Source organism: Streptomyces sp. NPDC057307 (assembly GCF_042667665.1).
In the GTDB taxonomy this organism is placed as follows: Bacteria; Actinomycetota; Actinomycetes; order Streptomycetales; family Streptomycetaceae; genus Streptomyces.
The window spans coordinates 22,518-44,018 of the sequence record NZ_JBHUZM010000015.1; the positions used below are offsets into that span (position 1 = coordinate 22,518).

At 70.8% G+C, this 21,501-nt stretch carries 20 protein-coding genes; 8 read left to right on the forward strand and 12 right to left on the reverse strand.

Features of this window, described 5'->3' with window-relative positions:
- Nucleotides 1-30 precede the first annotated feature (30 nt).
- The 7 genes from ACFUN8_RS08925 to ACFUN8_RS08955 form a co-directional block, all read right to left on the reverse strand.
- On the reverse strand, nucleotides 31-1,455 hold the full coding sequence (locus ACFUN8_RS08925) for an Ig-like domain-containing protein (RefSeq protein ID WP_383633696.1): 1,425 nt from the start codon (nucleotides 1,453-1,455) through the stop codon (nucleotides 31-33).
- A gap of 177 nt (nucleotides 1,456-1,632) precedes the next feature.
- Nucleotides 1,633-2,601: a hypothetical protein gene (locus ACFUN8_RS08930; RefSeq protein WP_383633699.1), complete on the reverse strand. Its 969-nt coding sequence runs from the start codon at nucleotides 2,599-2,601 to the stop codon at nucleotides 1,633-1,635.
- 253 nt (nucleotides 2,602-2,854) lie between these two features.
- Nucleotides 2,855-5,395 (reverse strand): hypothetical protein, encoded by a 2,541-nt coding sequence (locus ACFUN8_RS08935; protein ID WP_383633702.1) that lies wholly within the window; start codon nucleotides 5,393-5,395, stop codon nucleotides 2,855-2,857.
- Nucleotides 5,392-7,110, reverse strand: coding sequence for a phosphate ABC transporter substrate-binding protein PstS (gene pstS / locus ACFUN8_RS08940; RefSeq protein ID WP_383633704.1), 1,719 nt, complete (start codon nucleotides 7,108-7,110; stop codon nucleotides 5,392-5,394). Before pstS ends, ACFUN8_RS08935 begins: the two co-directional genes overlap by 4 nt.
- Nucleotides 7,111-7,286: 176 nt before the next feature.
- A complete protein-coding gene (gene pstA / locus ACFUN8_RS08945; protein WP_383633706.1) occupies nucleotides 7,287-8,441 on the reverse strand; it encodes a phosphate ABC transporter permease PstA in 1,155 nt (384 codons plus the stop codon).
- Nucleotides 8,442-8,598: 157 nt separating this feature from the next.
- Complete coding sequence (gene pstC, locus ACFUN8_RS08950; RefSeq protein WP_383633708.1) at nucleotides 8,599-9,600, reverse strand: phosphate ABC transporter permease subunit PstC; 1,002 nt, start codon at nucleotides 9,598-9,600, stop codon at nucleotides 8,599-8,601.
- A gap of 61 nt (nucleotides 9,601-9,661) precedes the next feature.
- Complete coding sequence (locus ACFUN8_RS08955; RefSeq protein WP_383633710.1) at nucleotides 9,662-10,156, reverse strand: hypothetical protein; 495 nt, start codon at nucleotides 10,154-10,156, stop codon at nucleotides 9,662-9,664.
- Between the two features lie 258 nt (nucleotides 10,157-10,414).
- On the opposite strand from ACFUN8_RS08955, the gene ACFUN8_RS08960 reads away from it, so the two are divergent.
- The gene (locus ACFUN8_RS08960; protein WP_023538067.1) at nucleotides 10,415-10,990 is read left to right on the forward strand and encodes a TerD family protein; all 576 of its coding nucleotides are present in this window, start codon (nucleotides 10,415-10,417) and stop codon (nucleotides 10,988-10,990) included.
- 132 nt (nucleotides 10,991-11,122) lie between these two features.
- On the opposite strand, the gene ACFUN8_RS08965 is transcribed toward ACFUN8_RS08960, so the two are convergent.
- Nucleotides 11,123-11,722 carry a cysteine hydrolase family protein gene (locus ACFUN8_RS08965; RefSeq protein ID WP_383633712.1) on the reverse strand — a complete coding sequence of 200 codons (600 nt, stop codon included), beginning with the start codon at nucleotides 11,720-11,722 and terminating at the stop codon, nucleotides 11,123-11,125.
- Nucleotides 11,723-11,901: 179 nt separating this feature from the next.
- Here ACFUN8_RS08965 and ACFUN8_RS08970 point away from each other — a divergent pair, with 179 nt between their 5' ends.
- The 3 genes from ACFUN8_RS08970 to ACFUN8_RS08980 all read left to right on the forward strand — a co-directional run bounded on the left by ACFUN8_RS08970 (nucleotide 11,902) and on the right by ACFUN8_RS08980 (nucleotide 13,451).
- A complete protein-coding gene (locus ACFUN8_RS08970; protein ID WP_383633714.1) occupies nucleotides 11,902-12,282 on the forward strand; it encodes a hypothetical protein in 381 nt (126 codons plus the stop codon).
- Nucleotides 12,279-12,779, forward strand: coding sequence for a MarR family winged helix-turn-helix transcriptional regulator (locus ACFUN8_RS08975; RefSeq protein ID WP_383633716.1), 501 nt, complete (start codon nucleotides 12,279-12,281; stop codon nucleotides 12,777-12,779). The genes ACFUN8_RS08970 and ACFUN8_RS08975 overlap by 4 nt, the downstream gene beginning before the upstream one ends.
- A 198-nt stretch (nucleotides 12,780-12,977) precedes the next feature.
- The gene (locus ACFUN8_RS08980; RefSeq protein ID WP_383633718.1) at nucleotides 12,978-13,451 is read left to right on the forward strand and encodes a DinB family protein; all 474 of its coding nucleotides are present in this window, start codon (nucleotides 12,978-12,980) and stop codon (nucleotides 13,449-13,451) included.
- A gap of 12 nt (nucleotides 13,452-13,463) precedes the next feature.
- Here the strand turns inward: ACFUN8_RS08980 and ACFUN8_RS08985 are convergent, their stop codons facing one another.
- Nucleotides 13,464-14,477, reverse strand: a complete 1,014-nt coding sequence (locus ACFUN8_RS08985) for an SDR family NAD(P)-dependent oxidoreductase (RefSeq protein WP_383633720.1) — start codon at nucleotides 14,475-14,477, stop codon at nucleotides 13,464-13,466.
- 63 nt (nucleotides 14,478-14,540) lie between these two features.
- Here ACFUN8_RS08985 and ACFUN8_RS08990 point away from each other — a divergent pair, with 63 nt between their 5' ends.
- Together ACFUN8_RS08990 and ACFUN8_RS08995 are read left to right on the forward strand one after the other, a co-directional pair.
- Nucleotides 14,541-15,110 carry a TetR/AcrR family transcriptional regulator gene (locus tag ACFUN8_RS08990; RefSeq protein ID WP_383633722.1) on the forward strand — a complete coding sequence of 190 codons (570 nt, stop codon included), beginning with the start codon at nucleotides 14,541-14,543 and terminating at the stop codon, nucleotides 15,108-15,110.
- A gap of 80 nt (nucleotides 15,111-15,190) precedes the next feature.
- Nucleotides 15,191-15,460: a hypothetical protein gene (locus ACFUN8_RS08995; protein ID WP_383633724.1), complete on the forward strand. Its 270-nt coding sequence runs from the start codon at nucleotides 15,191-15,193 to the stop codon at nucleotides 15,458-15,460.
- A gap of 117 nt (nucleotides 15,461-15,577) precedes the next feature.
- Here the strand turns inward: ACFUN8_RS08995 and ACFUN8_RS09000 are convergent, their stop codons facing one another.
- The gene (locus ACFUN8_RS09000) at nucleotides 15,578-16,063 is read right to left on the reverse strand and encodes a MarR family winged helix-turn-helix transcriptional regulator (RefSeq protein WP_383633726.1); all 486 of its coding nucleotides are present in this window, start codon (nucleotides 16,061-16,063) and stop codon (nucleotides 15,578-15,580) included.
- A 185-nt stretch (nucleotides 16,064-16,248) separates the two neighbouring features.
- Between ACFUN8_RS09000 and ACFUN8_RS09005 the strand changes: the two genes are divergently transcribed.
- Nucleotides 16,249-16,848, forward strand: coding sequence for a flavodoxin family protein (locus tag ACFUN8_RS09005; protein ID WP_383633728.1), 600 nt, complete (start codon nucleotides 16,249-16,251; stop codon nucleotides 16,846-16,848).
- 73 nt (nucleotides 16,849-16,921) lie between these two features.
- Here the strand turns inward: ACFUN8_RS09005 and ACFUN8_RS09010 are convergent, their stop codons facing one another.
- Entirely contained in the window at nucleotides 16,922-19,444 is a 2,523-nt protein-coding gene (locus tag ACFUN8_RS09010; protein ID WP_383633730.1) for an FtsX-like permease family protein, read from the reverse strand.
- Entirely contained in the window at nucleotides 19,444-20,169 is a 726-nt protein-coding gene (locus ACFUN8_RS09015) for an ABC transporter ATP-binding protein (protein ID WP_383633815.1), read from the reverse strand. Before ACFUN8_RS09015 ends, ACFUN8_RS09010 begins: the two co-directional genes overlap by 1 nt.
- Nucleotides 20,170-20,483: 314 nt before the next feature.
- Between ACFUN8_RS09015 and ACFUN8_RS09020 the strand changes: the two genes are divergently transcribed.
- A complete protein-coding gene (locus ACFUN8_RS09020) occupies nucleotides 20,484-21,467 on the forward strand; it encodes a LuxR C-terminal-related transcriptional regulator (protein ID WP_383633732.1) in 984 nt (327 codons plus the stop codon).
- Nucleotides 21,468-21,501: the final 34 nt, after the last annotated feature.

A 21,501-nucleotide genomic window follows, 5' to 3' on the forward strand; every position in this document is an offset into this window, starting at 1 on the left:
AGCCCGTGGCCCCGGCCCACCCCCCGTACCTCAGAACCGCGACAGGCCCCCGCGCCGGGCCCGCAGCACGAAAACCGTGCCGAGCCCGCACAGGGAGAGCGCGGCCAGCCCCAGGGTCAGCGCGCTGGTGCCGGTCGACGCGAGCGGCCCCGTACCACCGCCGCCACCGCCGTCGCCGGAACCGCCCGAGCCGCCGGTGTCACCGCCGCCCGACCCCTCCGTCGAGCCGCCGGTCGCCCCGCCGTCGGCGCTGTCCGACGGGCTCGGACTCGGGTCGGGGCCGGGTGCGTCGCCGAGGCTGAAGACGAACTCGACGAGGTGGCCCTCCGCCTTGTCCTCGGTGAGCGTGAGGGTGTACGAACCGTCCGCCAGCGGGTCCGGCACGGTGAACTCGTAGTCGGGAACGGTGCCTTCGGCGTCGGCGGTGGCGTCGGTGAAGGTCTCCTCGCTGCCCGTGAGCACGACCTTGACCTTCGCGTCCTCGGTGTAGCCGCGGGCGGTCACGAGGACGGTCTGTCCCGCGGTGAGCGTCGGGTTGACGTCCAGCGGTGTGCCGTCCTCGTCGGTGACGTCGAGGTCCGCCGGCTCGTCGGTCGGGTCGGGGTCCGGCGGGGGCGACGAACCGGCCTCGCTGATCGTGTAGTTGGCGACCGGGGACTCGGACGGGTCGAACGCGGCCGGGTCGGCCGGGACGAATTTCGCGGTCAGCGAGTGCGCACCGGCGGTGAGCGCGGACGTCTTCAACTCGGCGGTCCCGGTGGCGACATCGACCGCTCCCAGCACGTCGGTGCCGTCGAGGAACGTCACCTTGCCCGCCGTGTCACCGGGCGTGACGGCGGCCTTGAGTGTGACCTCGGCCCCGACGGGCGCCGTGCTCGCGGGAGTCGCGGTGAGGCTCGTGGTGGTCGGCGTGGCTGCGGCGGCCTTGACGGCCCAGGAGTCGCCGGTGACCTGGATCTGGGTGGTGAAGTACTCGGGGCCGAAGTTGGCCGCGTTACGGCAGAAGAGCCGGATCTCGTACGTTCCGTCGAGCGGTCCGGCGGGAATCGCGGCGGTCAGTCGGCCCTCCAGCGACGTCCCGGTGGGAATGTCGGCCGTCACGGGGCCCTGGTCGTAGGGCGCGCCGGCGGTCGTCCGGCCGAGCAGGGCCGTACCGCCCGACGGGACGACCACGGAGACCTGAAGCTGCTCACCGAAGTCCGTGGGGCAGGCCGCGTCGGTGCTGACCTTCGGGAAGGTGGGGTTGTCGGCGATCTTGCCCGACGTCGTCGCGAAGGTCAGCTCGCCGAGGTCCTCGGCCGCCCGCGCCTGGGGGGCGAGGCCGAGGACGGCGGCCGCCGCTGCCAGCAGCAGCGAGCAGCAGAGCAGCAGGGCGGTGACGGCGGACGTTCTCGATCGGCTGTCGGCGTCGGCGTCGGCGTCGGCTTCTACATCTGGTAGTGCGGTGTTTCTCATGGTGGGTCGCCCCCCAATGGGACTGTCGGGTCGGTGGAGTTGGGCCTGGTCGGCGGAGTTGACGGTGCTGCGCGGTGGTGATGCGCGGTGGTGTCTACCGGTGCCGGGGTACGCCGTGGGGCCGGGCACCCCTGAGGGGTGCCCGGCCGGTGCGCGGTCAGCTGATGGTGATGGTGATCAGCTCTCACCCTTGGTGGTGGTGCTGCCGCAGTTGGCGATCGTTCCGAAGCCGTACTCCTGGATGACGGCGCTCTGCGCGCAGACCTTGGAGGACGTGCCGACGAACGTGGCGGCGATGGTGGCGTTGGTCAGCTTGGCGGTCGGGACGACGTTGTAGACGTCACGGTTGAACGGGAAGGCGGTGTTCAGCGTGCCGTTGGTCAGCGTCGGCCGGACACCGTCCACCGAGCCGAGCACGGCGAGGCCGCGACGGTCGATGACGTCGCCGGGCTGGTTGCCCTGCGCGATGTACTGGGCGATCGAGTACGGGGCGATGTCACCGGCGCTGTTCAGTGCCTCGCCGTTGTGCTCCTGGACGGTGTCGTCGACACACGGGCCGAAGGTGGCCTCGGTCAGGCCCAGCGAGGTGAGGAAGAAGGAGCGGGTACCGGAGCCGGCCTGGGGCAGCAGCGGGGTGAGCGCCACACCGTTCAGCGAGGTGGTGGCGCAGGTGTAGACGGACTTGAGCTGGGCGGTCGTCAGCGCCTTGGGCAGCGCGCTGTTGCTGCGGACCGCGAAGGTCACCGCGTCCTTGCCGAACGGGACGAAGGTCAGGTCGGTCGTCGAGGTGTTGGCCACGCCGCGCGAGGAGCGCGCGAAGTCGATGCAGCCGGTGTTGTTGTCGATCGCGTTGTTCAGCGCGGTGATGCCGGCCGAGGAGCCGTTGGGGCGCGGGATCACACAGTTGGTCGCACGTGTCTTGACGGTCGTCGAGCCGGTGGCGTTGTACGAGGCGACGAGGCTGCCGCTGTCGATGGCGGTGCCCAGGCCGTTCAGCACGTCCTGGGTGGTGTCCGAGCCGACACCGGCGAGCACCCGGTAGTTGCCGGTGCCGGGATCGGCGGCGGCCGGAACCGCGAGGGCGCCGAGGGCGAGGGCGGTGGCGCCGACGAGGGCACCGATACGTGCGCGGGACTTGACGTTCACTTCTGTTCTCCTCCGTCATTACGGATACGAGGAATGGACGCAAGCGAAGACACTGAATCGCGAAACCGAAAGAACACGGAAGCGCGGTGGCACAGAACGCGATGGCGCAGAAACGCGGTAGCACTGAAACGCGATGGCGCAGAATTCCGAATTCTTGGGTCACCGGCCCGTCGACCGGCCACCGATTACCTTTCCTTATCCGATGGCCGCCGACCACCAACTCATAAGGTTGATCAGGTTACGAGATGATTTCCTAGACGACTCCTGGAGAGCCCGGCCCTGATTTCCGGGCCGAAAGGCGCAGCAGTACCGGACCGGAAAGGGCCGCCAGGCCGCCCGCGACGAGTACGCCGAGCAGCACCCAGCGGATGATTCCGAGGACGGTGGACGGGGTCAGCCCGCCGGACTCGGCCACGTTCTGCTTGTCCGGGTCGGGCGGTGTCGCGCCGGCGTCGGGCGACGCCGCGGCGTCCGGGTCCGCGTCCGGGTCCGCTCCGGTGGCCGGGTCGCCGCCGCCCGCGGCTCCGCCGGGGGTGCCGGTTCCGCCGTCGAGGCCGGCGGTGGACCCGCCGCCTCCCGACGCCCCGGTCCGGGCCGCGCCGTCCCCGCCGCCCGCGGTGTCGCCGTCCTCGCCGGCCTCCTTCGCGTTCTGCAGGCGGTCCGCGGCCGTCAGCGCCTGGGTGCGCAGCGCCGCGGGCAGCGGGGCGTAGCCGGGCGGGAGTTGGCCCGGCGAGACTCCGGGGGCCTGGCCGTCACCGACGGCGTACCGGACGAGACCGGCGTAGTCCTCGCGGTCCGCCGCCGGGGTGCTGGTGAACCCGGCCGCGTACACGACCGAGGCCAGCGGGTAGGCGCTGCCCTTCGCCGCGCCGGGGTCGGTCCCGAGCACGCCCGGCACGGGAGACTTCTTCATGGCCGCCACGCCCGCGAGCAGGGAACTCGTGGTGGGCGTGACGAACCTGCCGTCGGCATTGCGCAGGGCCGCCGTCTGGAGGCCGTACCGCGCGGCCGACGCGGCGTCCACGAGCGCGAGGACCATCCGTTCACCGGGGAGCGGCGGGGTGTTGACCAGTTTGGCGGGCGAGCCGTTGCTGCCCGCGGCGGGCGTGGTGGTTTCCAGGTTGTTGCCGCGCCGGGTGCGCAGCGCGCCGTCGTGCATGTCCTGGACGTAGGGGGCGACATCGGTGGTCCCGTACTCCAGGGTCGCCCCGTCGATGGTCACCGTGGTGCGGGTCGGGTCCGCCTTGGGGAAGTCCGACACGGACTCGTCGGTGGCGAGGCCGATGTTCGCGAAGAACGGATTGACTTTCATGCCCCAGGGGTCGGTGGTGCCCGAGAGGAATTCCTTAGCCTCACGGTCCGATCTGAGCCACTGCCAGGCCATTCGCGTGGTGTCCGTGTTCGCGAGCTGCACCATGAGGCTCATGGGCGGCAGGGATGTGGGTCCCCAGTTCTTGAACTCCGGGTTCATCTCCTTGAATTCCGGGTCGTGGAAAAGGCTCGGCGGATTGTCCTTGACATGGTCGGGTATTTCCCGGCGGCTTCGTGTCACATCCTTCTGGTACGAGGAGGTGAGCAGTTTGGCCAGCAGTCTGGGGGTGATTTTCATCGAGGTGAGCTGTCCGGAGTCGGGCAGTTCGACGAAGAAGCCGACCGCGAGGCCGCTCACCGCGACAGGTGCGTGGACCACGTCGGGTCCGTCGGAGGGTGCCTCGACCGGATCGACGGTGAAGGCGAGTCCGGGCGCACCGGCGGCCGGTCGGGAGATCGTGTCCCTGGCCCCGCCCTCACCGCTCTGGCTGAACGCGAACTTGGCGCCGCCGGGGGACGAGCAGACCGCGGGCTGCCAGGACGAGATGGCGTCGGTCAGCAGCTCGGAGCCGATCACCCGGCGCTCCGCCCGGTCGGCCGGACAGCTGTTGCCGACCGGCAGGAAGTCGAGCGGGACGACCATCCGCTGGGCCCAGTTGGAGGCGGTGAGCGGGGAGGAGAGGAGCGGGGTGGCAGCGCCGCCGGCCGTCCCGTCGACGTCGTGGTCGCCGCGCGGCACGATCACCAGCCAGCAGGGCCGCCCCTTGACGGTGCCGCCCTGTTTCACGGGAGCGCCGCAGCCGAGCTGGTCGGCCTCCTGGTCGGTGTACATGGGGAAGGTGAACTCGCCCGTGCCGTCCGCGTGGGTGATCGCGTACGGCTCCTCGTTGGTGTCGAGGTTTCCGAAGTAGGTCCAGTCGCGTGAACCGGTGGTCGGCGCGTCGCCGTTGGCGGGGCGGAACGGTACGTAGCTCTCGCCCTGGCCGTTGTCGACGTACTCCGTCTCCGCCGGGTCGGGGGCCCCGTCGATCTGCCGCAGCGAGGTCCACCCGCCGCCGCTGCTCGTTACGCCACTGCCGCCGAACTGGCACTGCTCGCGTCCGGGCCCGGCCGGGTCGTCGCCCCAGCACTGCATCAGCTGAAGGTAGTTGTGCCTGAAGCCCGTCTCGGTGGGCCTGGCTCCGGTCCAGGTGACGCGCACGCCCTGCGCGCGCAGTTGCTCGGTCTGGTGGACGGTGACCTTGAGGGAGGAGAAGTCGTCGTACTTGCCCTTCTTACCGGTCACCGTGACCGCCGAGCCGGCCGCCCGCGAGGCCGCCCGCGCCGAGTCCGCCGCCTGCCCCGAGCCTGCAGCCTGCTCCGAGTCGGCCGCCTGCGCCGGGGTGGTCGTGGCGGGCAGCGGGAACAGCGCCACCACGAGGGCGGCGAGCAGCGCGGCGACGCCTGTCGTCAGCCGTATCCGTACAGAGGTGGCCCTGCTCATCGGAAACCTTCCTTGCGTCGGGTGCGCGCGGCCAGGGCGCGTGCGGTGATCGGGGGCCCGACGACCACGCCGAGCAGCAGGACGGCCGACAGGGCCATGAGTACGCCGCGCAGGCCGCCCGACTCGCCGGCGGCGAGCGTGACCGGGTTGCCCACGACCGTGGAGTCTCCGGCGCCGTCGCCGCCGATCAGCTCGCCGGTGTCCGGATCGATGACGCCGCCGGCCACGCTGCCCGCCGTGTCGCCGGAGGCCCCGCCCACACCGGTGGTGGTGCCGGCGGCGGACGCGCCCGCCGTGCCCGCCGTGGCCGCGCCGCCCGTGGCGCCGCCGGAGCCGGTCGTACCGGCGGTGCCGCCCGTACCCGCGCCGCCGGTCCCGCCGCCCGAACCGCCACCCGATGCGGCGGGTTTGACGGGTGTCTTCTCCTTGGCGCCCGCCGTGCCGTCCACGCACTGCGTCGGCCCGCGCTTGTCGCACGCCTTCGGGTAAGGGGCGTTCTTGGCGAGGGTGTTGGAACCGTCGGCGGAGAAGGTGGGGTTGCGGCACTTCGCGATGTCGATGCTGCCGGTGGGTGCTCCGGGGATCTTGCGGACCTGGGTGAATCCCGCCTGGACGAGGTTCTTCGGCAGCGGCGAGTAGCCCAGTTCCTCGGCCTGTTGCTGGCCGTCGCAGAGGAAGTAGTTGGCGAACGTGCCGAGCGTCCTGCCCTTGGCGGTGGTGAAGGGCTGTTCGGTCTTGGTCGGCACGATCATGTAGCTGTAGCTGGAGAGCGTGTACGTGCGGCGGTCGGGCGACCGGTAGACACCGTCGAGGATCTGGGTCAGATAGTTCGGCGAGGTCCTGTCCTCGTTGATACGGGCCTTCATCAGGGCCACGGCGACACTCGACGCGGTCGGTTCGACGTAGTAACCGGCGGAGTTGAGCATCTTCGCCACCGGGAAGCCGGTCGTGATCGCGTACGAGTACTCGACGTAGGTGATCGCCCCTTCGGCGTGCCCCTGCTTGGTGAAGCCGGAGACGCCGAGCGAGCCGGACTTGGCGATGTGCGACGAGCCGGGCACGACGGGGAAGTACGAGGTCATCCCGCAGGGGGTGGACCGTCCCGCCCGGCCGCAGTAGTCGTTCCACAGACCGGCGTGCTGCTTGGACATCCAGGTGGTCAACTGGGCCGTCGTCCCCGAGCCGTCGGAGCGCACCACCGGGATGACGCGGCGCGCGGGGAGATTGAGCCCGGGATTGTCGGACCGGATCTCCGGGGCGTTCCACATGGTGATCTTCCCGGTGAAGATCTTGGTGACGACCTCGCCGGACAGCCGCAGATTGGTGACCTTCTTGCCACCGATCTTGAGGTTGTACATGAAGGCGGTGCCGCCCGCGACGATCGGCATGTAGGCGTAACCGCGCTTGGGCGGCGCGTCCGTGGCCCCGGCCTCCGTCAGCCCGTACGGGATCTCGGAGACGGCGAAGTCGGCGGTGCCGTTCTTGAACTGCTCACGGCCGACCGAGGAGCCGAGCGCGGCGTAGTTGACGGTCATGCCGCTGTTGGAGGCGACGTTACGGCGCCACTGGTCGAGCGCGTTGGAGCTCCAGGTGGAGCCCGCGCCGCTGATCTTGGTGTACGAGGCGGCCTCGGCGGCCGGCGCGTGGAAGGCGAACAGCGCGCAGAGCAACGCGGCTACCGCCAGGGCGAGTCGGGAGACGGTGGCCGGTCTCACGGGGTGCTCCTTCCGGGGGTACGGGGTGGACTCGGCTGCTTGGTAAGGGAGTTGGGGCCGGAGCCGCCCGGACCGCCGGCCGGGGCGGCTGCGGCGGCTGCGGCGACTCGGGCGGCTCGGGCCGCTCGGGCGGTGAATCGCTCGGCGTCCTGCCGGGAGGCCCGCACCCGACGATGCTACTGACGGCGCGTCAACTGCCCCGGCCCGCGCCCGCCGATGACACGGGCGACGACGAACAGCAGGAGAACCAGGGCCATCAGCACCGCCGCCGTACCGAAACCCCGCGCGATCATGGTGGGTTCGGGCGACTTGACGAACTCGAAGGTGGCGAGCGGCAACGACACCTGCGGCCCCGAGAACGGGTCGACGTTCGCCTCGGCGGTGAAGCCGGCGGTGAGCAGCACCGGCGAGGTCTCGCCGACCCCGCGCGCGGTGCCGAGGATCACGGAGGTCGTCAGACCGGAGCGGGCGGTCGGCAGCACCACGTGCCAGACGGTGCGCCAGCGCGACGTACCGAGCGCGTACGCCGCTTCGCGCAGATTTCCCGGCACCAGCCGGATCACCACGTCGGCCGCCCGGATGATGATCGGCAGCATCATCACGGCGAGCGCGAGGGACGCGGCGAACCCGGACCGGTCGAAGCCGAGCGCGAGGATGATCGTCGCGTAGATGAACAGACCCGCGACGATCGACGGGAGCGCGGTCATCGCCTCGACGACGGTCCGTACGAACCGCGCGAAGCGGCCCGGTACTTCGTTGAGGAAGACCGCGCAGAGCAGCCCGGTCGGCACGGTGATGGCGAGCGCGATGGCGATCTGTTCCAGGGTGCCGAGGATCGCGTGCAGGATGCCGCCGGCCGTCAGCGGGTCGAGCGGCCCCGCCTCGGCCATGTCCTGGGTGAAGAAGTTCAGGTGCGGCAGCGCCTTGCGGCCCTCCCACAGCGTGTAGACGACGACGCAGGCGAGCGCGGTCACCATCACCAGGCCGAGGCTCTGTACGACGACGGCGGCGATCCGGTCCCGTACGGCGGGTCCGTCCTCGTCGAAGGAGACCAACAGGCCGTAGAGCAGCAGGAACAGGACGTACGCGACGGTGAGGAAGCCGACGGTCCCGCTGAACGGCAGCAGCCGGGTGAACAGCAGCCCGGTGAGCGACAGGGCGGCGGCAGCGGCACCCAGCAGGGCGTACACGTCGGTGGCGCGCAGTCGGCTCCGCGAGCGCCGCCGCTCCCCCGTGGTCGGCGCGCGTAGATTCGGACCAGGGCTGCCCGGACCGGGGCTGCCGGGTGCGTTGCCGCCGGGCGTGGCCGGTCTCTCCGGCGCGATGGTCATCTGTGCTGTCCCCTCATCGACTCGTCGACTCGTCGGCTTGCTCGGTCCGTGCACTTCACCCAGTCGCGCCGGTCTCAGTCACGCCGGTCTCAGTCGCACCGGCCTCATTGGCACCGGCCTCACTCACTCCGGCACTCCGGCCGCACTCACGCCCGCCTCATTCGCTGGCCGCGCCCGAGCGGCTGCGGGCGACGATGGACGACGCGGCGAAGTTGACGACGAGAGTCATCAGGAAGAGGGCGAAGCCCGCGGCCATCAGGGCCGACATGCCGAACTGGCTGGCCTCGCCGTACCGCAGGGCGATCAGCGCGGCGACCGAGCTGGCGCCGCTCTGCAGCACATGCCACTGGATCTCGAAGACCGGCGAGATGATCAGGTAGACCCCGATGGTCTCGCCCAGCGCGCGGCCGAGCCCGAGCATCGTGCCGCCGATCATGCCGCCCTTGCCGAACGGCAGGACGACGTCGGCGATCATGCCCCAGCGGGTGGCCCCCAGCGCGAACGCGCCCTCGCGCTCCCCCACCGGCGCCTGCGAGAACACCTCGCGCATCACCGAGCACGCGATCGGCGCGACCATCAGGGCAACGACCATGCCCGCTATGAGAGTTGACGAGGTGTAGACGGTCTCCGGAGCGAGCGGGTCGGTCGGGTCGGCCCCGGCCACCCGGAAGATCGGGATCCAGCCCAGGTAGGTGGCGATCCAGCGGGCGGTGGGCAGGATCTGCCCCTCGAAGAAGAACAGGCCCCACAGGCCGTAGACGACGGACGGCACCGCCGCCATCAGATCGACGACGCCGATCAGGGTCTGACGCAGCCGGGGCGGGGCGTACTCCGATATGTAGAGCGCCCCACCGATCGCGAGCGGTACGGCGACGACGATCGCGACCACCGCGATCAGCACGGTCCCGACCAGCACGGCCGCGATCCCGAAACGGCCGGCGTCCGGTTCCCAGGCTTCGGTCGTCAGGAACGACCAACCCGCCCTGGACAGCGCCTGCCAGGCCCGGTACAGCAGGAACCCGCCGACCAGGAGCATGACCGCGAGCACCAGCCCGCCCCCGCCGCGGGCGACCCCCCGGAAAACGCGGTCGGGCAGGCCGGGGTCCGCGTACAGCCTCCGGGGCACGTCCGCTTCCGCCCCACTCGCTCTTCTCGTCACGCGGCCGACGCTCCCGGTGCGTGATTGACGCGCGCGCACCGAGATGTGAACGAGGTGTGCCCTAAGGGCAACTTCCCGTTACCTCGACCATCTCGGCCAGCAGTGCGCGGAACCGCTGCCCGGCCGCGCGGCAGGTCGAGTGCCGCTCGTAGGGGCGCGCCGAGACGGCGACGACGCCGCCTTCGGCGTTACGTAATAACCACATCCAGCCGTTGCCTCCCGGGGTGTGCTGCACGGCGCCCGCGAGCTGCGCGCGACCGCGGCACAGCGCCTCGAAGGAGCTGCGGCAGTTGTCGTACTCCTGGAACGGCCGCGCGGACACCGCGACCACGCGGCCGTTCTGCGCGACCACCCGCCAGCCGTACGTGCCGTCGGCGTCGACGTCGATACGGCAGCGGGCCCCGACCGCGTCGGGTCTGTCGCCCGCATCGGAGCCGTTGCCCGCGTCGGGTCTACCCGCGTCAGGTCTGTCACCGGCATCCGCCCGGCCCCCGTCGGCGACTCTGTGGCCACCGTCCACGCCGTCCACGCCGTCCACGTCACTGGTCATCGTCATGTCGAAATCCACCCCCGCCGCCCCATCGGGAAGCGGGGCGGCAGGCGCAACTTATTGAGACGGACGTGACACGGGACGCCACAAACCCGACAACGCCGTCGGTTTTCATGACGAAGTTGCCCTTAGGGCGCCCGCAGTACACCGGGGGCAAGCCCTTTCCCCGTGCGGCGCCCGTGGATGGCTGAGTCACCTGTGTCGCAATTTCTACAGTGTTGTAGATTTTGCTCAGTCCATACCATCGAGCACCAGGAGAAGATCGTGGGAGTTTCCCTCTCCAAAGGCGGCAACGTTTCGCTCAGCAAGGAGGCGCCCGGCCTGACGGCGGTGCTCATCGGCCTGGGCTGGGACGCGCGCAGCACGACCGGCGCGGACTTCGACCTCGACGCGAGCGCGCTGCTGGTCAACGCGGCCGGCAAGGTCCCCTCCGACCAGCACTTCATCTTCTACAACAACCTCAAGAGCCCCGACGGTTCGGTCGAGCACACCGGTGACAACCTCACCGGTGAGGGCGAGGGCGACGACGAGTCGCTGAAGGTCAACCTCGCGGGTGTCCCCGCCGACGTCGACAAGATCGTCTTCCCCGTCTCGATCCACGAGGCCGAGTCCCGCGGCCAGAGCTTCGGCCAGGTCCGTAACGCGTTCATCCGCGTCGTGAACCAGGACGGCGGCGCCGAACTGGCGCGCTACGACCTGACGGAGGACGCCTCCACCGAGACCGCGATGGTCTTCGGCGAGCTGTACCGCAACGGCGCCGAGTGGAAGTTCCGCGCGGTCGGCCAGGGTTACGCCTCCGGCCTCTCCGGTATCGCGACGGACTTCGGCGTCGGCGTCTGACCGCGCACAACACCGCACCGCCGTACGACGGCGCCGCCGGCCCCGGGCCCAGCCACCAGGCTCCCGGGGCCGGCTTTGTTCACTCGTCGGCCGCCCGCCGCGGTACGCGGCGCACGCCGGCTTCGGGCAACGTCAGCCGGACTTGAGCAGCTCGCGCAGCTCGGCGGTGTCGATGACATAGCCACCCCGGTTCGGGAACACCTTCTCGACCAGGACGCGATGGACCTCGGGGTCGAGGTCGGCGCCCCCGTCGGACAGGATGAAGACGCGGTAGTCGCGGTCGATGGCGTCCATGAACGTCGACAGGACGACGCCGCTGGTGCTGAGCCCGGCGAGGATCAGCGTGTCGATTCCACGCGCCCCCAACTGCTCGTGGAGATCGGTGGTGGAGCCCGCACCGACGCGGATCTTGCGTACGACGATGTCGCCGTCCTCGGGGGCGACGCGCGCGTCGATCTGCGTGAGCGCGTCCTCGTGGTGCAGGCGCTTCGCGGCGACGACGGCGGTGAAGTGCTTGTTGGTCTCCGGGACCGCCGCCCACTCGTCCTCGGTGAACCCGGCGCGCACATGGCCGATGGTGCCGCCGACGGCGCGGACGTCGGCGATGGCGCCCTTGATCCGGTCTATCAGGGCGTCGGGCTCGGGGGCGCGCGGGACGGTCCCGTTCTGGAAGTCCATCGCCAGCAGGGCGGTCCGCTCAGGGACGATCGCGGGCAGAGGTGTGGCGCTCATGCGGTGTTCTCCTTGGTGGATTCCCAGTGGTGATCGGGGAGTTGAGAATATCGGCCCGGCCCCTTCCGCAGCCGTTGATAGGGGGCGGGAGGGGGTGGGCGGTGGGCCGGGCTCCCGTGTCGTCCGATGTATGCGGTTCGCGTGTCGTCCGATGTATGTGATTCGCATAGACTTCCGCCATGGAGTCAACGGTGGAAGAAGCCATCAACGAGTGGCACGCGAGCGTGAACGACGGTGACCTGGACCGGTCTTCGAAAGCGGTCGGCGATCCGGTCGTCGTACTGGGGCCGAAGGGGGCGGGGCCGATCACGCCCGAGCAGTTCGCCCAGTGGGTGGCGCGTTCCGGGATCAGGCTGGTGCCGAGGTCGTGGCACCCGATCAGCGAGCGCCTCATGGTGGTGGAGGAGGACGCCACCTGGCCCGAGAGCCAGGCCCCGACCAGGGTGGCCACGGTGTTCCGCGTAACAGGGGACAAGGTGTCCGCCGCCCTGCGCCTGCCCGACCTCAGGTCCGCGCTCGAACTGGCCCATATCTGCCGGGAGATGGCGGCCACGGAATGAGCGGGCCGCGCCGAAGCCACGACGCGCCCCGGTCGGACTCCGAACCCGGGCCGGGACAGACGCTGTTCGAGTTCGTACGCCACTGGTCACGCAGGTCGTCGGCCACGGACGGTCCGACCGCCGAGAGGGGCCGGCTCGTACTCGTCACCGAGGCGGTCCACACCCTCACCCGGCGCGGGAGTGCGGCGACGGTCAACGCGATCGCGCACGAGATCGGCATGGACCAGAGCGGGGCGTCCCGGCTGGTGAGAAGCGCGGCGGACGCCGGGTATCTGGAGTTGCGGGCGTCGGTGTCGGACGGTCGGCAACGCCGCGCGACGGTCACCTCGCGCGGGCACACGATGCTGGCCGACGCGCATGACTGGCAGGAGCAGGTCTTCGAGCGGCTGACGGATGGCTGGACCGAGCGGCAGCGCCTCGACTTCCGGCGGACGATGACCGGCTTGATCGAGCGTTCCCACGCCTTGGACGCCGGAGGGCGCGCCGATTCGCCATGACCTCCCTCTCCGTTCGGCACCAGGACGGACAGGAGTTGCCATTCCGGCATGGATATTTGCCGCGAAGGTCGACGCATGGGCATGGTGGCTCCGTGATCAGTAATCAGTGATCAGTGATCAGTGATCGGCGATCAGCGGCCGGGCGTGCCGGACCGGACCGGACCGACCCCTTAGTCACTCCCCCGAGGAGGGATCCGTATGGCCGACACCAAGCCCCCACGCGGCGGCGCCGACGAGAAGACCACTCTGCTCGGCTTTCTCGACTATCTGCGGAGCGCGGTCGCGGACAAGGCGACGGGAGCGCCGGAACCGCAGGTCCGCACCCCCGGTGTGCCCTCGGGCACCAGCGTCCTGGGACTGGTGAAACACCTCACCGTCGTCGAACGGTTCTACTTCCTGGGTGAGGACACGGCCGACTGGGCCGGGAGCATGCGGCCCACCTCCGAGGAGACGGCGGAGCAGTTGCTCGCCGACTACCGGACCGCCGTCGAGCAGGCGAACCGGGTGATCGAAGCCTGCCCGGACCTGAGCCTGCCCATCCCCCATCCCCCGCGCCCGGCCTCCGCGCCGACGATGCGCTGGGTTCTCGCCCACATGATCGAGGAGACCGGACGTCACGCGGGTCACGCCGACATCCTCCGCGAACAGATCGACGGCTCCACCGGCCGCTGAGCCGGACGACGGTCAGACAGATGGCTGTCCCTGGGCACCCGGCGCGGCACGGTCGGCCGTCCGGAGCAGGTCGGCCGAGACCGCCCAGAGGCGCTCGGCGGTGGCGGGATCGAGCGCCCACTCCTTGACGCCGTGCGGGTGCCGCGCGAGGTCGGCGTCGTTCGGGACGGTGTACGCCTCCTGTGAATCGTCCAGGTAGTGGCCTCCGGAGTGGGCGAACTCCGGGGCGACGGCCGCGACGACGCTGGTCGCGGCCCCCTGTTCGACCGTTTTGTACGTGAAGACTCCGGCGGCCTCGGCCGCGTCCAGCGACTCCTTCTGCCGTGCGGTGAAGTTCCGCTGCAGTCCCGTCGCGACACCGCCGGGGTTCACCGCGTTGGCGACGATGCCGTCGGACGCCCAGAGGCGGGTCGCCTCGACGGCGAAGAGAGAGTTCGCCGTCTTCGACTGGGCGTAGGCGATCTGCGGGTCGTAACCGCGCCGCTCGAAGTGAAGGTCGCCGAAGTCGACGCCGGAACGCATGTGCGCCGTCGAACTGACCGCGACGATCCGTGCTCCGCCGCGGTCGGCCGCCCCCAGGGCCAGGGCGTCGTGCAGGCCGGTGGCGAGGGCGAAGTGGCCGAGATGGTTGGTCGCGAACTGCGACTCCCAGCCCTCACGGGTCCGTTCCAGACCGCCGGTGACCACGCCCGCGTTGTTGATCAGCAGATGCAGCGGGCCGCTCCACGCGTCCACGCATCGCGCGACGGAGGTCCTGTCGGCGAGGTCGAGCCGGACCACTCGGGGCGGGGGCCCTCCGGTCGACTTCCCGATCGCGGCGGCGACGGCGTCACCCGCGGCCGTGTCCCGCACGGCGAGCGTCACCTCCGCCCCCGCGGCGGTCAGCGCACGAGCCGTCTCGCTCCCGATTCCGGAGGAGGCTCCCGTCACGACGGCGCGGACGCCGCCGAGGTCGACGCCCCGCAGCACCTCGTCCGCGGTGCTGGTGGCGGTGAAGCGCGTGGAGATGGATCGGCGAGTAGTCACGCCATCGACTATACGCACTGAACGTAATTTGTATAGTGCGGCTCCCGCTCGTATGCTCGCTCCATGAGCAGTGCCGATGCCACCCACGCGCCGTCGACGGCCGATACCGACCGCCGGACCAGGGTGCTGGACTCCGCCATGGTCACGTTCGCGCGATTCGGCTACCGCAAGACCTCGATGGACGAGGTGGCCCGCGCGGCGCGCATCTCCCGCCCCGGGCTCTACTTCCTCTTCTCCTCGAAGGAGACCCTGTTCCGTGCCGCGGTCACCCGCACCCTGGAGCACGACATCACCACGGTCGAACACCTCCTGACCGACACCGGCCGCCCCCTCCCGGAGCGCCTCGTCGCGGCGTTCGACCAGTGGGCCGGCCGCTATGTCGGCCCGCTGGCGCGGGATGTGGCGGTGGTCATCGAGGACAACCCCGACCTTCTCGGAGAGATCGTCGAGACCACCCCGCGACGTTTCGAGGAACTGATCACGGAAGCGATCGCCGCCGAGTCCGGCCGAGAGGCGGCCCCTCCGATCGCACAGACGATGATCAGCGCGTCGATCGGCCTCAAACATCAGGCGGCGTCACGGGAGTTGTACCTCGAACGCCTGAAGGTCGCGATCGCCCTCCTGCTGCACTGAGGACGCACGGCTGGGCGAGATGATGTGGTCGTTGTCGCCGTGGAGCACGATGACGGGGTGCCGACGACCGGCCGAGGTACGTGGCGGGGTCGGCCGCCCGGTTCGCGGCGTGGTCCGTCGCGACCGTCGGTCTGCATGAAGTGCTCATGCTGGGCGAGCACACGTCCGAGCCCATCGAGACGGCACGCGGCGGCATGCCGCTCTTCCTCGTGGCCCCGATCGGCCGGGCCCAGGAGAGCGGGGATCTCCGTCCGGAGGTGACCCCTTCCGACATCCCTGTCATCCAGCACATGCTGTACGCCGCCGCCCGGTTCACCCGGGGCCAAGAGCCGGACATCTGGCGCCGTTAGCTCGAAGTTCTCCTCAACGGCCTTCGCCGGCGCCCCGACAACCCTCCACCGACGACTCCGAGTCTGAGCGACGAGACGGTGGAGCGGGCGATGGGCATCGTCAGACCGGAGTAACCGTCAGGCGCCCGTGAGGTCGCGCTCCGCGACCAGTGCCAACAGGCTCAGCAGGAGCTGCCGCTGAGAGCTGGGGACGCCGTCGAGCGCGCGGCCCTCGGCGGCGTCGCGGGCCTCGGCGAACTTGGCGTGGGTGCGCCTGCCCTCGGCCGTGATACGGGGGATCCGCACGCGCCGGTCCGTCGGAGCGACCGTGCGTGTGATGAGTTTCCGCTGCTCAAGACGGTCAAGGACGCTGATCAGCGTCGACTTGTCGACGCACACGATGCGGCTCAGTTCGAGCTGGGTCGCGTGCCCGCCGTCCTCAAGTGCCGAGAGGACCAGCCAGTCGCGCATGTCCTTCAACCCGATGGCGACGGCGGCGCGGTCGAGCTGGTCCGCCATGCGCGCGTTCGCCGCGTGCAGCAGGAAGGCCAGGTCGTCGGGACGGCCCTGAGCATCCGAGGCTCGGCCGTGCTCTGCCACGTCGGACGATCCAGCGCTCTCCATGGGATCGACGCTAGCCGGTCGCAGAAGTTAGGTCAAGACGAGATCAACCGAATCTCAATCGTCTTGACTCAAACTATCTCGGCTCGTAGCGTCGAGGTCCGACCACGGCCCGGGCCAGGTCCCGCCGGACAGGGGACGCACCGTCCGGCCCGACACACAAGCACCTGGCACGACCGGAGGCCCCGATGACCCGCTCGTTCCTCTTCGTCCTTGGCAGCACCCGCGGCGGTGGCAACACCGAACTCCTCGCCCGCGAGGCGGCCGCCCAACTCCCGGCGGACGTGACGCAGACCTGGATAGACCTCGCCACACACCCACTGGCCGACTTCGCGGACCAGCGACACGACACCGACCGCGTACGCCCCACCGAGGGCAACGAGGCCCTGCTGCTCGACGCCACCCTCGCGGCCACCGACCTGGTCATCGCCTCCCCGGTGTACTGGTACTCGGTCTCCTGGCTCACCAAGCGCTACCTCGACCACTGGTCGGGCTGGCTGCGCACCCCCGGCGTCAACTTCGAGGCCACTCTCGCGGGCCGCAGCCTGTGGGGCGTCAGCGCGCTCGCCGATACGCGGGACATGGTCGCCCAGCCCCTGACCGGCACCCTGCGGAACTCGGCGGCCTTCCTGCGCATGCGCTTCGGCGGTGTCCTGCTCGGCAACGGCAGCAAGCCCGGCGACGTCCTGGCCGACACCGAGGCACTGGCCCGCGCCAAGACCTTCTTCGCCCACGAACCGCGACCCGCGCGCTTCGCCTACGAACGGGAGACATCGACCACCGTGTGAGCCGACTCGTGCCGCACGTTCACCCCATCGAGGCGCCACCGGCCGGGCGGCCCCCCGGCCGGTGGTGGCGGTGTTACTCGCTTCCGCCCGGGCCGACCGCGGCGCCCCGCCGGGCGGCCCGGGCGGGCAGGGCCGTGGAGAGGAAGGCCAGGGCTGTGGCGGTCGCGACGACGGACAGGTAGGTCAGGGGCGGGGCGTACGGCGTCGCCGTACCCGTCATGCCCAGGCTGTAGGCCGTGAGCGTCGCGTAGGCCACCGTCGTTCCCAGAACGATCGCGAGCAGACTGACCGTCAGGGTCTCCCAGCGCAGCATCGCGCGGAGCTGACGGCCGGTCGTGCCGATCATCCGCAGCAGGGCGAACTCGCGGCGCCGCGCGGACGTCGCCATCACCAGGGTGTTGACCACCGCGATTCCGGTGAAGGCGATGATCAGACCCATCGCGACATGGTTGACCTGGGCCTGGGTGCCGTCCTGGGTGCGGCGGGCCGCTTCGACGTCGGCGCGGTCCAGGACGTGGACCGCGGGGAAGGCGCCCAGGGCGGTGGTCAGTTCCTGCTCGCTCGGGGCGCCGGCCATCAGGACCGAGGACGACAGGGGATTGTCGACGTGCGCCGCCACCAGTTGGTGCGGGAGCAGCAAGTCGCCGAAGCCCAGGCCCCGTTCGTAGATCGCGGACACCTTCAGGTCCTTCTTCACCCCGTCGCCGAGTGTGACCGTCACGCGGTCGCCGACCTGTGCGTTTCTCGTACGGGCCGCCAGATCGCTCAGCGCCGCCGTGCCGTCGTTCATCGTGGCGAGCGTGCCCGAGGTGACCTCCGGGTCGAGGGTGCGCGGCAGGCCCCGCGAACTCACGCCCTGGGCAGGGAACTTGTCCTGTCCGATCCGGACCGTGGTGCGGATGACCTCCGTCGCCGTCGCGCCCGGCACACTCTCCCGTACCGCCGCCGCGACCGCGGACGGGACGCCGGGCCCCGAGGCCGCGAGGACGTACGGCGCCTTCGTGCCCGACACCGCCTGTTCGCCCGCCGCGTGGCTCGACGTCGTCTGGGTGAACAGGATCGTCGAGGCCATCGCCACCGCCAGGCTCAGCGGGGTGACCACGGCCGCGACGCGCTGGGCGTTGGCGCGGGTGTTCTGGGCGGCGAGGAATCCGGCGGCCGGGGACAGCCGCCGGGCGACCCGACCCAGCACCAGGGCGGCGGACTTGGCGATCGGCGGGCCGAGCAGCGCGATCGCGCCGGCCGCCAGGATCACCGACAGGAAGGTCACGGGTGTGGCCGCCGCGTCCGTCTCCAGACCGGAGAGGACAAGGACGAGGACGACGTAACCGACCGCGGCGAGGACACCGGCGACGACACGGCCGAGACCCGGCCGCCCCGGCGTGAGCGCGGCCTCCGCGAGCCCCTCGGTCGGCCGCACCCGGGCCGGCCGCCTGGCCGACACCCTGGCCGCGCCCCACGCCGCGAGCAGCGTCGCCAGCACCGCCGCGATCGGCGGGAACGCGCTCAGCGTCAGCTCCAGGGTGTCCGGCAGCGCGCCGACGTCCACGAACCGTCCGTGCATCCAGCGTGCCAGGAACAACCCCGCGAGAGCCCCCGGCACCCCGGCCAGCAGCCCCACGACCAGCGCCTCGCGCCCCACCATCCGCCGCAACTGCCGCGGAGTCGCGCCGATCGCGCGCAGCAGTGCCAGTTCACGGGCCCGCTGCTGGATGGAGAGCGCGAACGTGCCGGCCACCACCAGCAGCGCGACGAGCAGCGACGTACCGCCCATCGCACCGCCCAGACTGATCAGGCTGACCCGCGCCTTGTCGGCGTCGATGAACTCGACAGGCCCACGCCCGTCACCCGACCGCACCTTCAGGGACGTACCGGAAAGTGCTTCAACCGCCCCCCTCTGTACGGCGCTTGTCGCGACGCCCGGGGAGGCGAGCAGGCCGAGCACGGAAGCCTGTCCCGGGTGTCCGGCCAGGCGGCGCGCCTCCTCCGCGCTGAAGAACAGCGTCGACTGGCGCGGCAGGGCGTCCCGGCCGGCCGGGGCGGCGACGCCGACGACCCGGTACACGGTGGGCAGGCCCGTCGACTGAACGGTCACCTTCGCGCCGGTACGCAGCCCGGCGCCCGCGTCGACCACGATCTCGTCCGCCGCGGCGGGTGCGCGGCCGTCGCGCAGGGCGAAGGGCGTGAGCGGCGCCGACTCCCAGGAATGGCCCCAGGACGCGCCTTCGGCGAGTGAGCCCTTCGGGGTCAACACATGGGCGGGGAAGGTGAGTTCGGCGACCACGTCGCGTACGCCCGGAACCTCCGCGAGCTTCTTCAGCAGGGCGGGGTCCGCGTCCAGCCAGGCGCGTTCCGTCAGCGGCTTGGACTTCTCCTTGGTCTTGCCCTTCTTGACCTTCGTCCAGTGCAGTTCCTGGTCGGCGGTGACCAGGACGGGAGTCCCCGCGTACCGCTCGGTGGGGATCTTCCCGCGCAGCCCGGTGTCGAGGAGCGCCCCGCAGGCCGTGACCAGCGCGGCGGCGCACATCAGCGCCACGAAGGCACCGACGAAGGCCCCCTTGCGGGCGCGGAGCGTACTCAGTGCGAGTGTCAGCATCACGCCCACGCTCCCAGGCGGCTCATCCGGTCGGCGACGCGCTCGACGGTCGGCGCGGCCATCCTGTCGACGATCTGCCCGTCGGCGAGGAACAGCACGGCGTCGGCGTACGCGGCGGCCACCGGGTCGTGCGTGACCATCACGACGGTCTGGCCGAGACCGTCGACGGTCCGGCGGAGCAGTCCGAGGACCTCCTTGGCGGTCATGGTGTCCAGCGCGCCGGTCGGCTCGTCGCCGAAGACCACCTCGGGCCGGGTGACCAGGGCGCGGGCGATCGCCACGCGCTGCTGCTGGCCGCCGGAGAGTTCGGCGGGCCGGCGAGCGGTGCGTCCGGTGAGGCCCACCTGGTCGATGATCCGCGCCAGCCACGCCGCGTCCGCGCGGCGCCCGGCGAGACGCAGCGGGAGCGTGATGTTCTGCTCGACGGTCAGCGACGGCATCAGGTTGAACGCCTGGAAGACGAAGCCGATACGGTCCCGGCGCATCCGGGTCAGGGCGGCCTCGCCGAGCGCCGTCAGCTCCTGGCCGCCGAGCGCCACCGTGCCGCCGCTGGGGCGGTCGAGGCCGGCCGCGCAGTGCAGGAAGGTCGACTTGCCGGAGCCGGAGGGGCCCATCACGGCGGTGAAGCTGCCGCGCGGGATGGCGATGTCGACGCCGCGCAGGGCGTGCACCGCGCTCTCACCGCGGCCGTACACCTTGGTGACGGCATCGAGTCGTACGGCCATGTCCTGGCCGGCGGTGCCGGTGCCGGATGCGGCTGAGTGTGCTGGGCGCAAGCTGTCGGACGGGGAGCCGTCGGAGGGTGAGTGGGAGGCGGGCGCGGCCGCCGGGCGGCGGGCCGCCGAAGCGAAGATCTTGGGCATACGTCGAGCCTGCTGCGCGGCTGATCATTGCTCTACAGTCAGAAAGGGCAGCCACTGGCACGTTGCTGCCAAAGTGCACGTCAACGAGCACGTCAACATGCACGTCAAGGTGCACGCCGAAGTACTCCGAAGTACGCCGAAGCGCACGCCAACGGGGCTGCTCACTGGGGGAACAGATGAGCCTGACAGCTGTCGGGATATCCGACGAGCACCTACGTCTCTACCGCTACTTCCTGCGCGATCCGGAGCAGGGGGCCGAGGCCGCGGGGAGCGCGCTCGGCTGGGACCGCGACACCGTGGACGAGGGTCTCGACGAACTCCAGTCGCACAACCTGATCCGGCTCTCCGACCGCCACACGGTGCTGGTCTCCGACCCTTCGGTCGCCGTGGAGTGGCTGGTGGAACAGCGCCTGGACGAACTCAAGTCCGCCACCGACCAGGTCCTCGCCACCCGCGCCGTGATCGCCGCGCTCATCGACGACCACAAGCAGGGCGCGGCGCAGTCACCGAGCGGCGAGATCGAGCGCCTCGACGGCACCGACGCCATCCATGAACGCCTCGCCGATCTCGCCTTCTTCACCTTCCGCGAGCACATGTCCCTGCTGCCGACGCCCTGGCAGCCCGACAGGATCGAGGAGTCCCGCGAGTCCGATCTGCGGATGCTGCGCCGGGGCATCCGCTGGCGCACGGTGGCGGCGCCGAAGGCCCTCGCCGACCCGGGGACCCTGGCCTATCTGCGTGAACTTGCCGCCCTGGGCGGGGAGGTGCGCCGCACCGAGCAGGCGATCCGGCGGATGGCGATCTGGGACCGTGGAGTCGCGATGGTGCCGGTGAATCCCGACGACCACTACGAGGCGACGCTGGTGGTGCGCCAGAGCGGTGTGGTGGCCAACACCGTCGCCTGGTTCGAGCAGGTCTGGGACACCAGCCAGGATCTCCCCGCAGAGGACAGCCTCGCGGCGCGGCAACCGACACTGTCCGACACCGAACGCCGGGTGCTCGACGTCCTCACCCGCACGGACAAGGACGAGTCGGCGGCCCGCGAAATGGGCGTCTCGCTGCGGACGTTCCGCCGCTACATCGCCGACATCATGATGCGCCTCGGGGCGGCCAACCGGTTCCAGGCGGGGCTGCTGGCGAAGGAGCGGGGCTGGATCTGAGACCGGCCGATCGCCCTGGTCCAACAGGACTGGG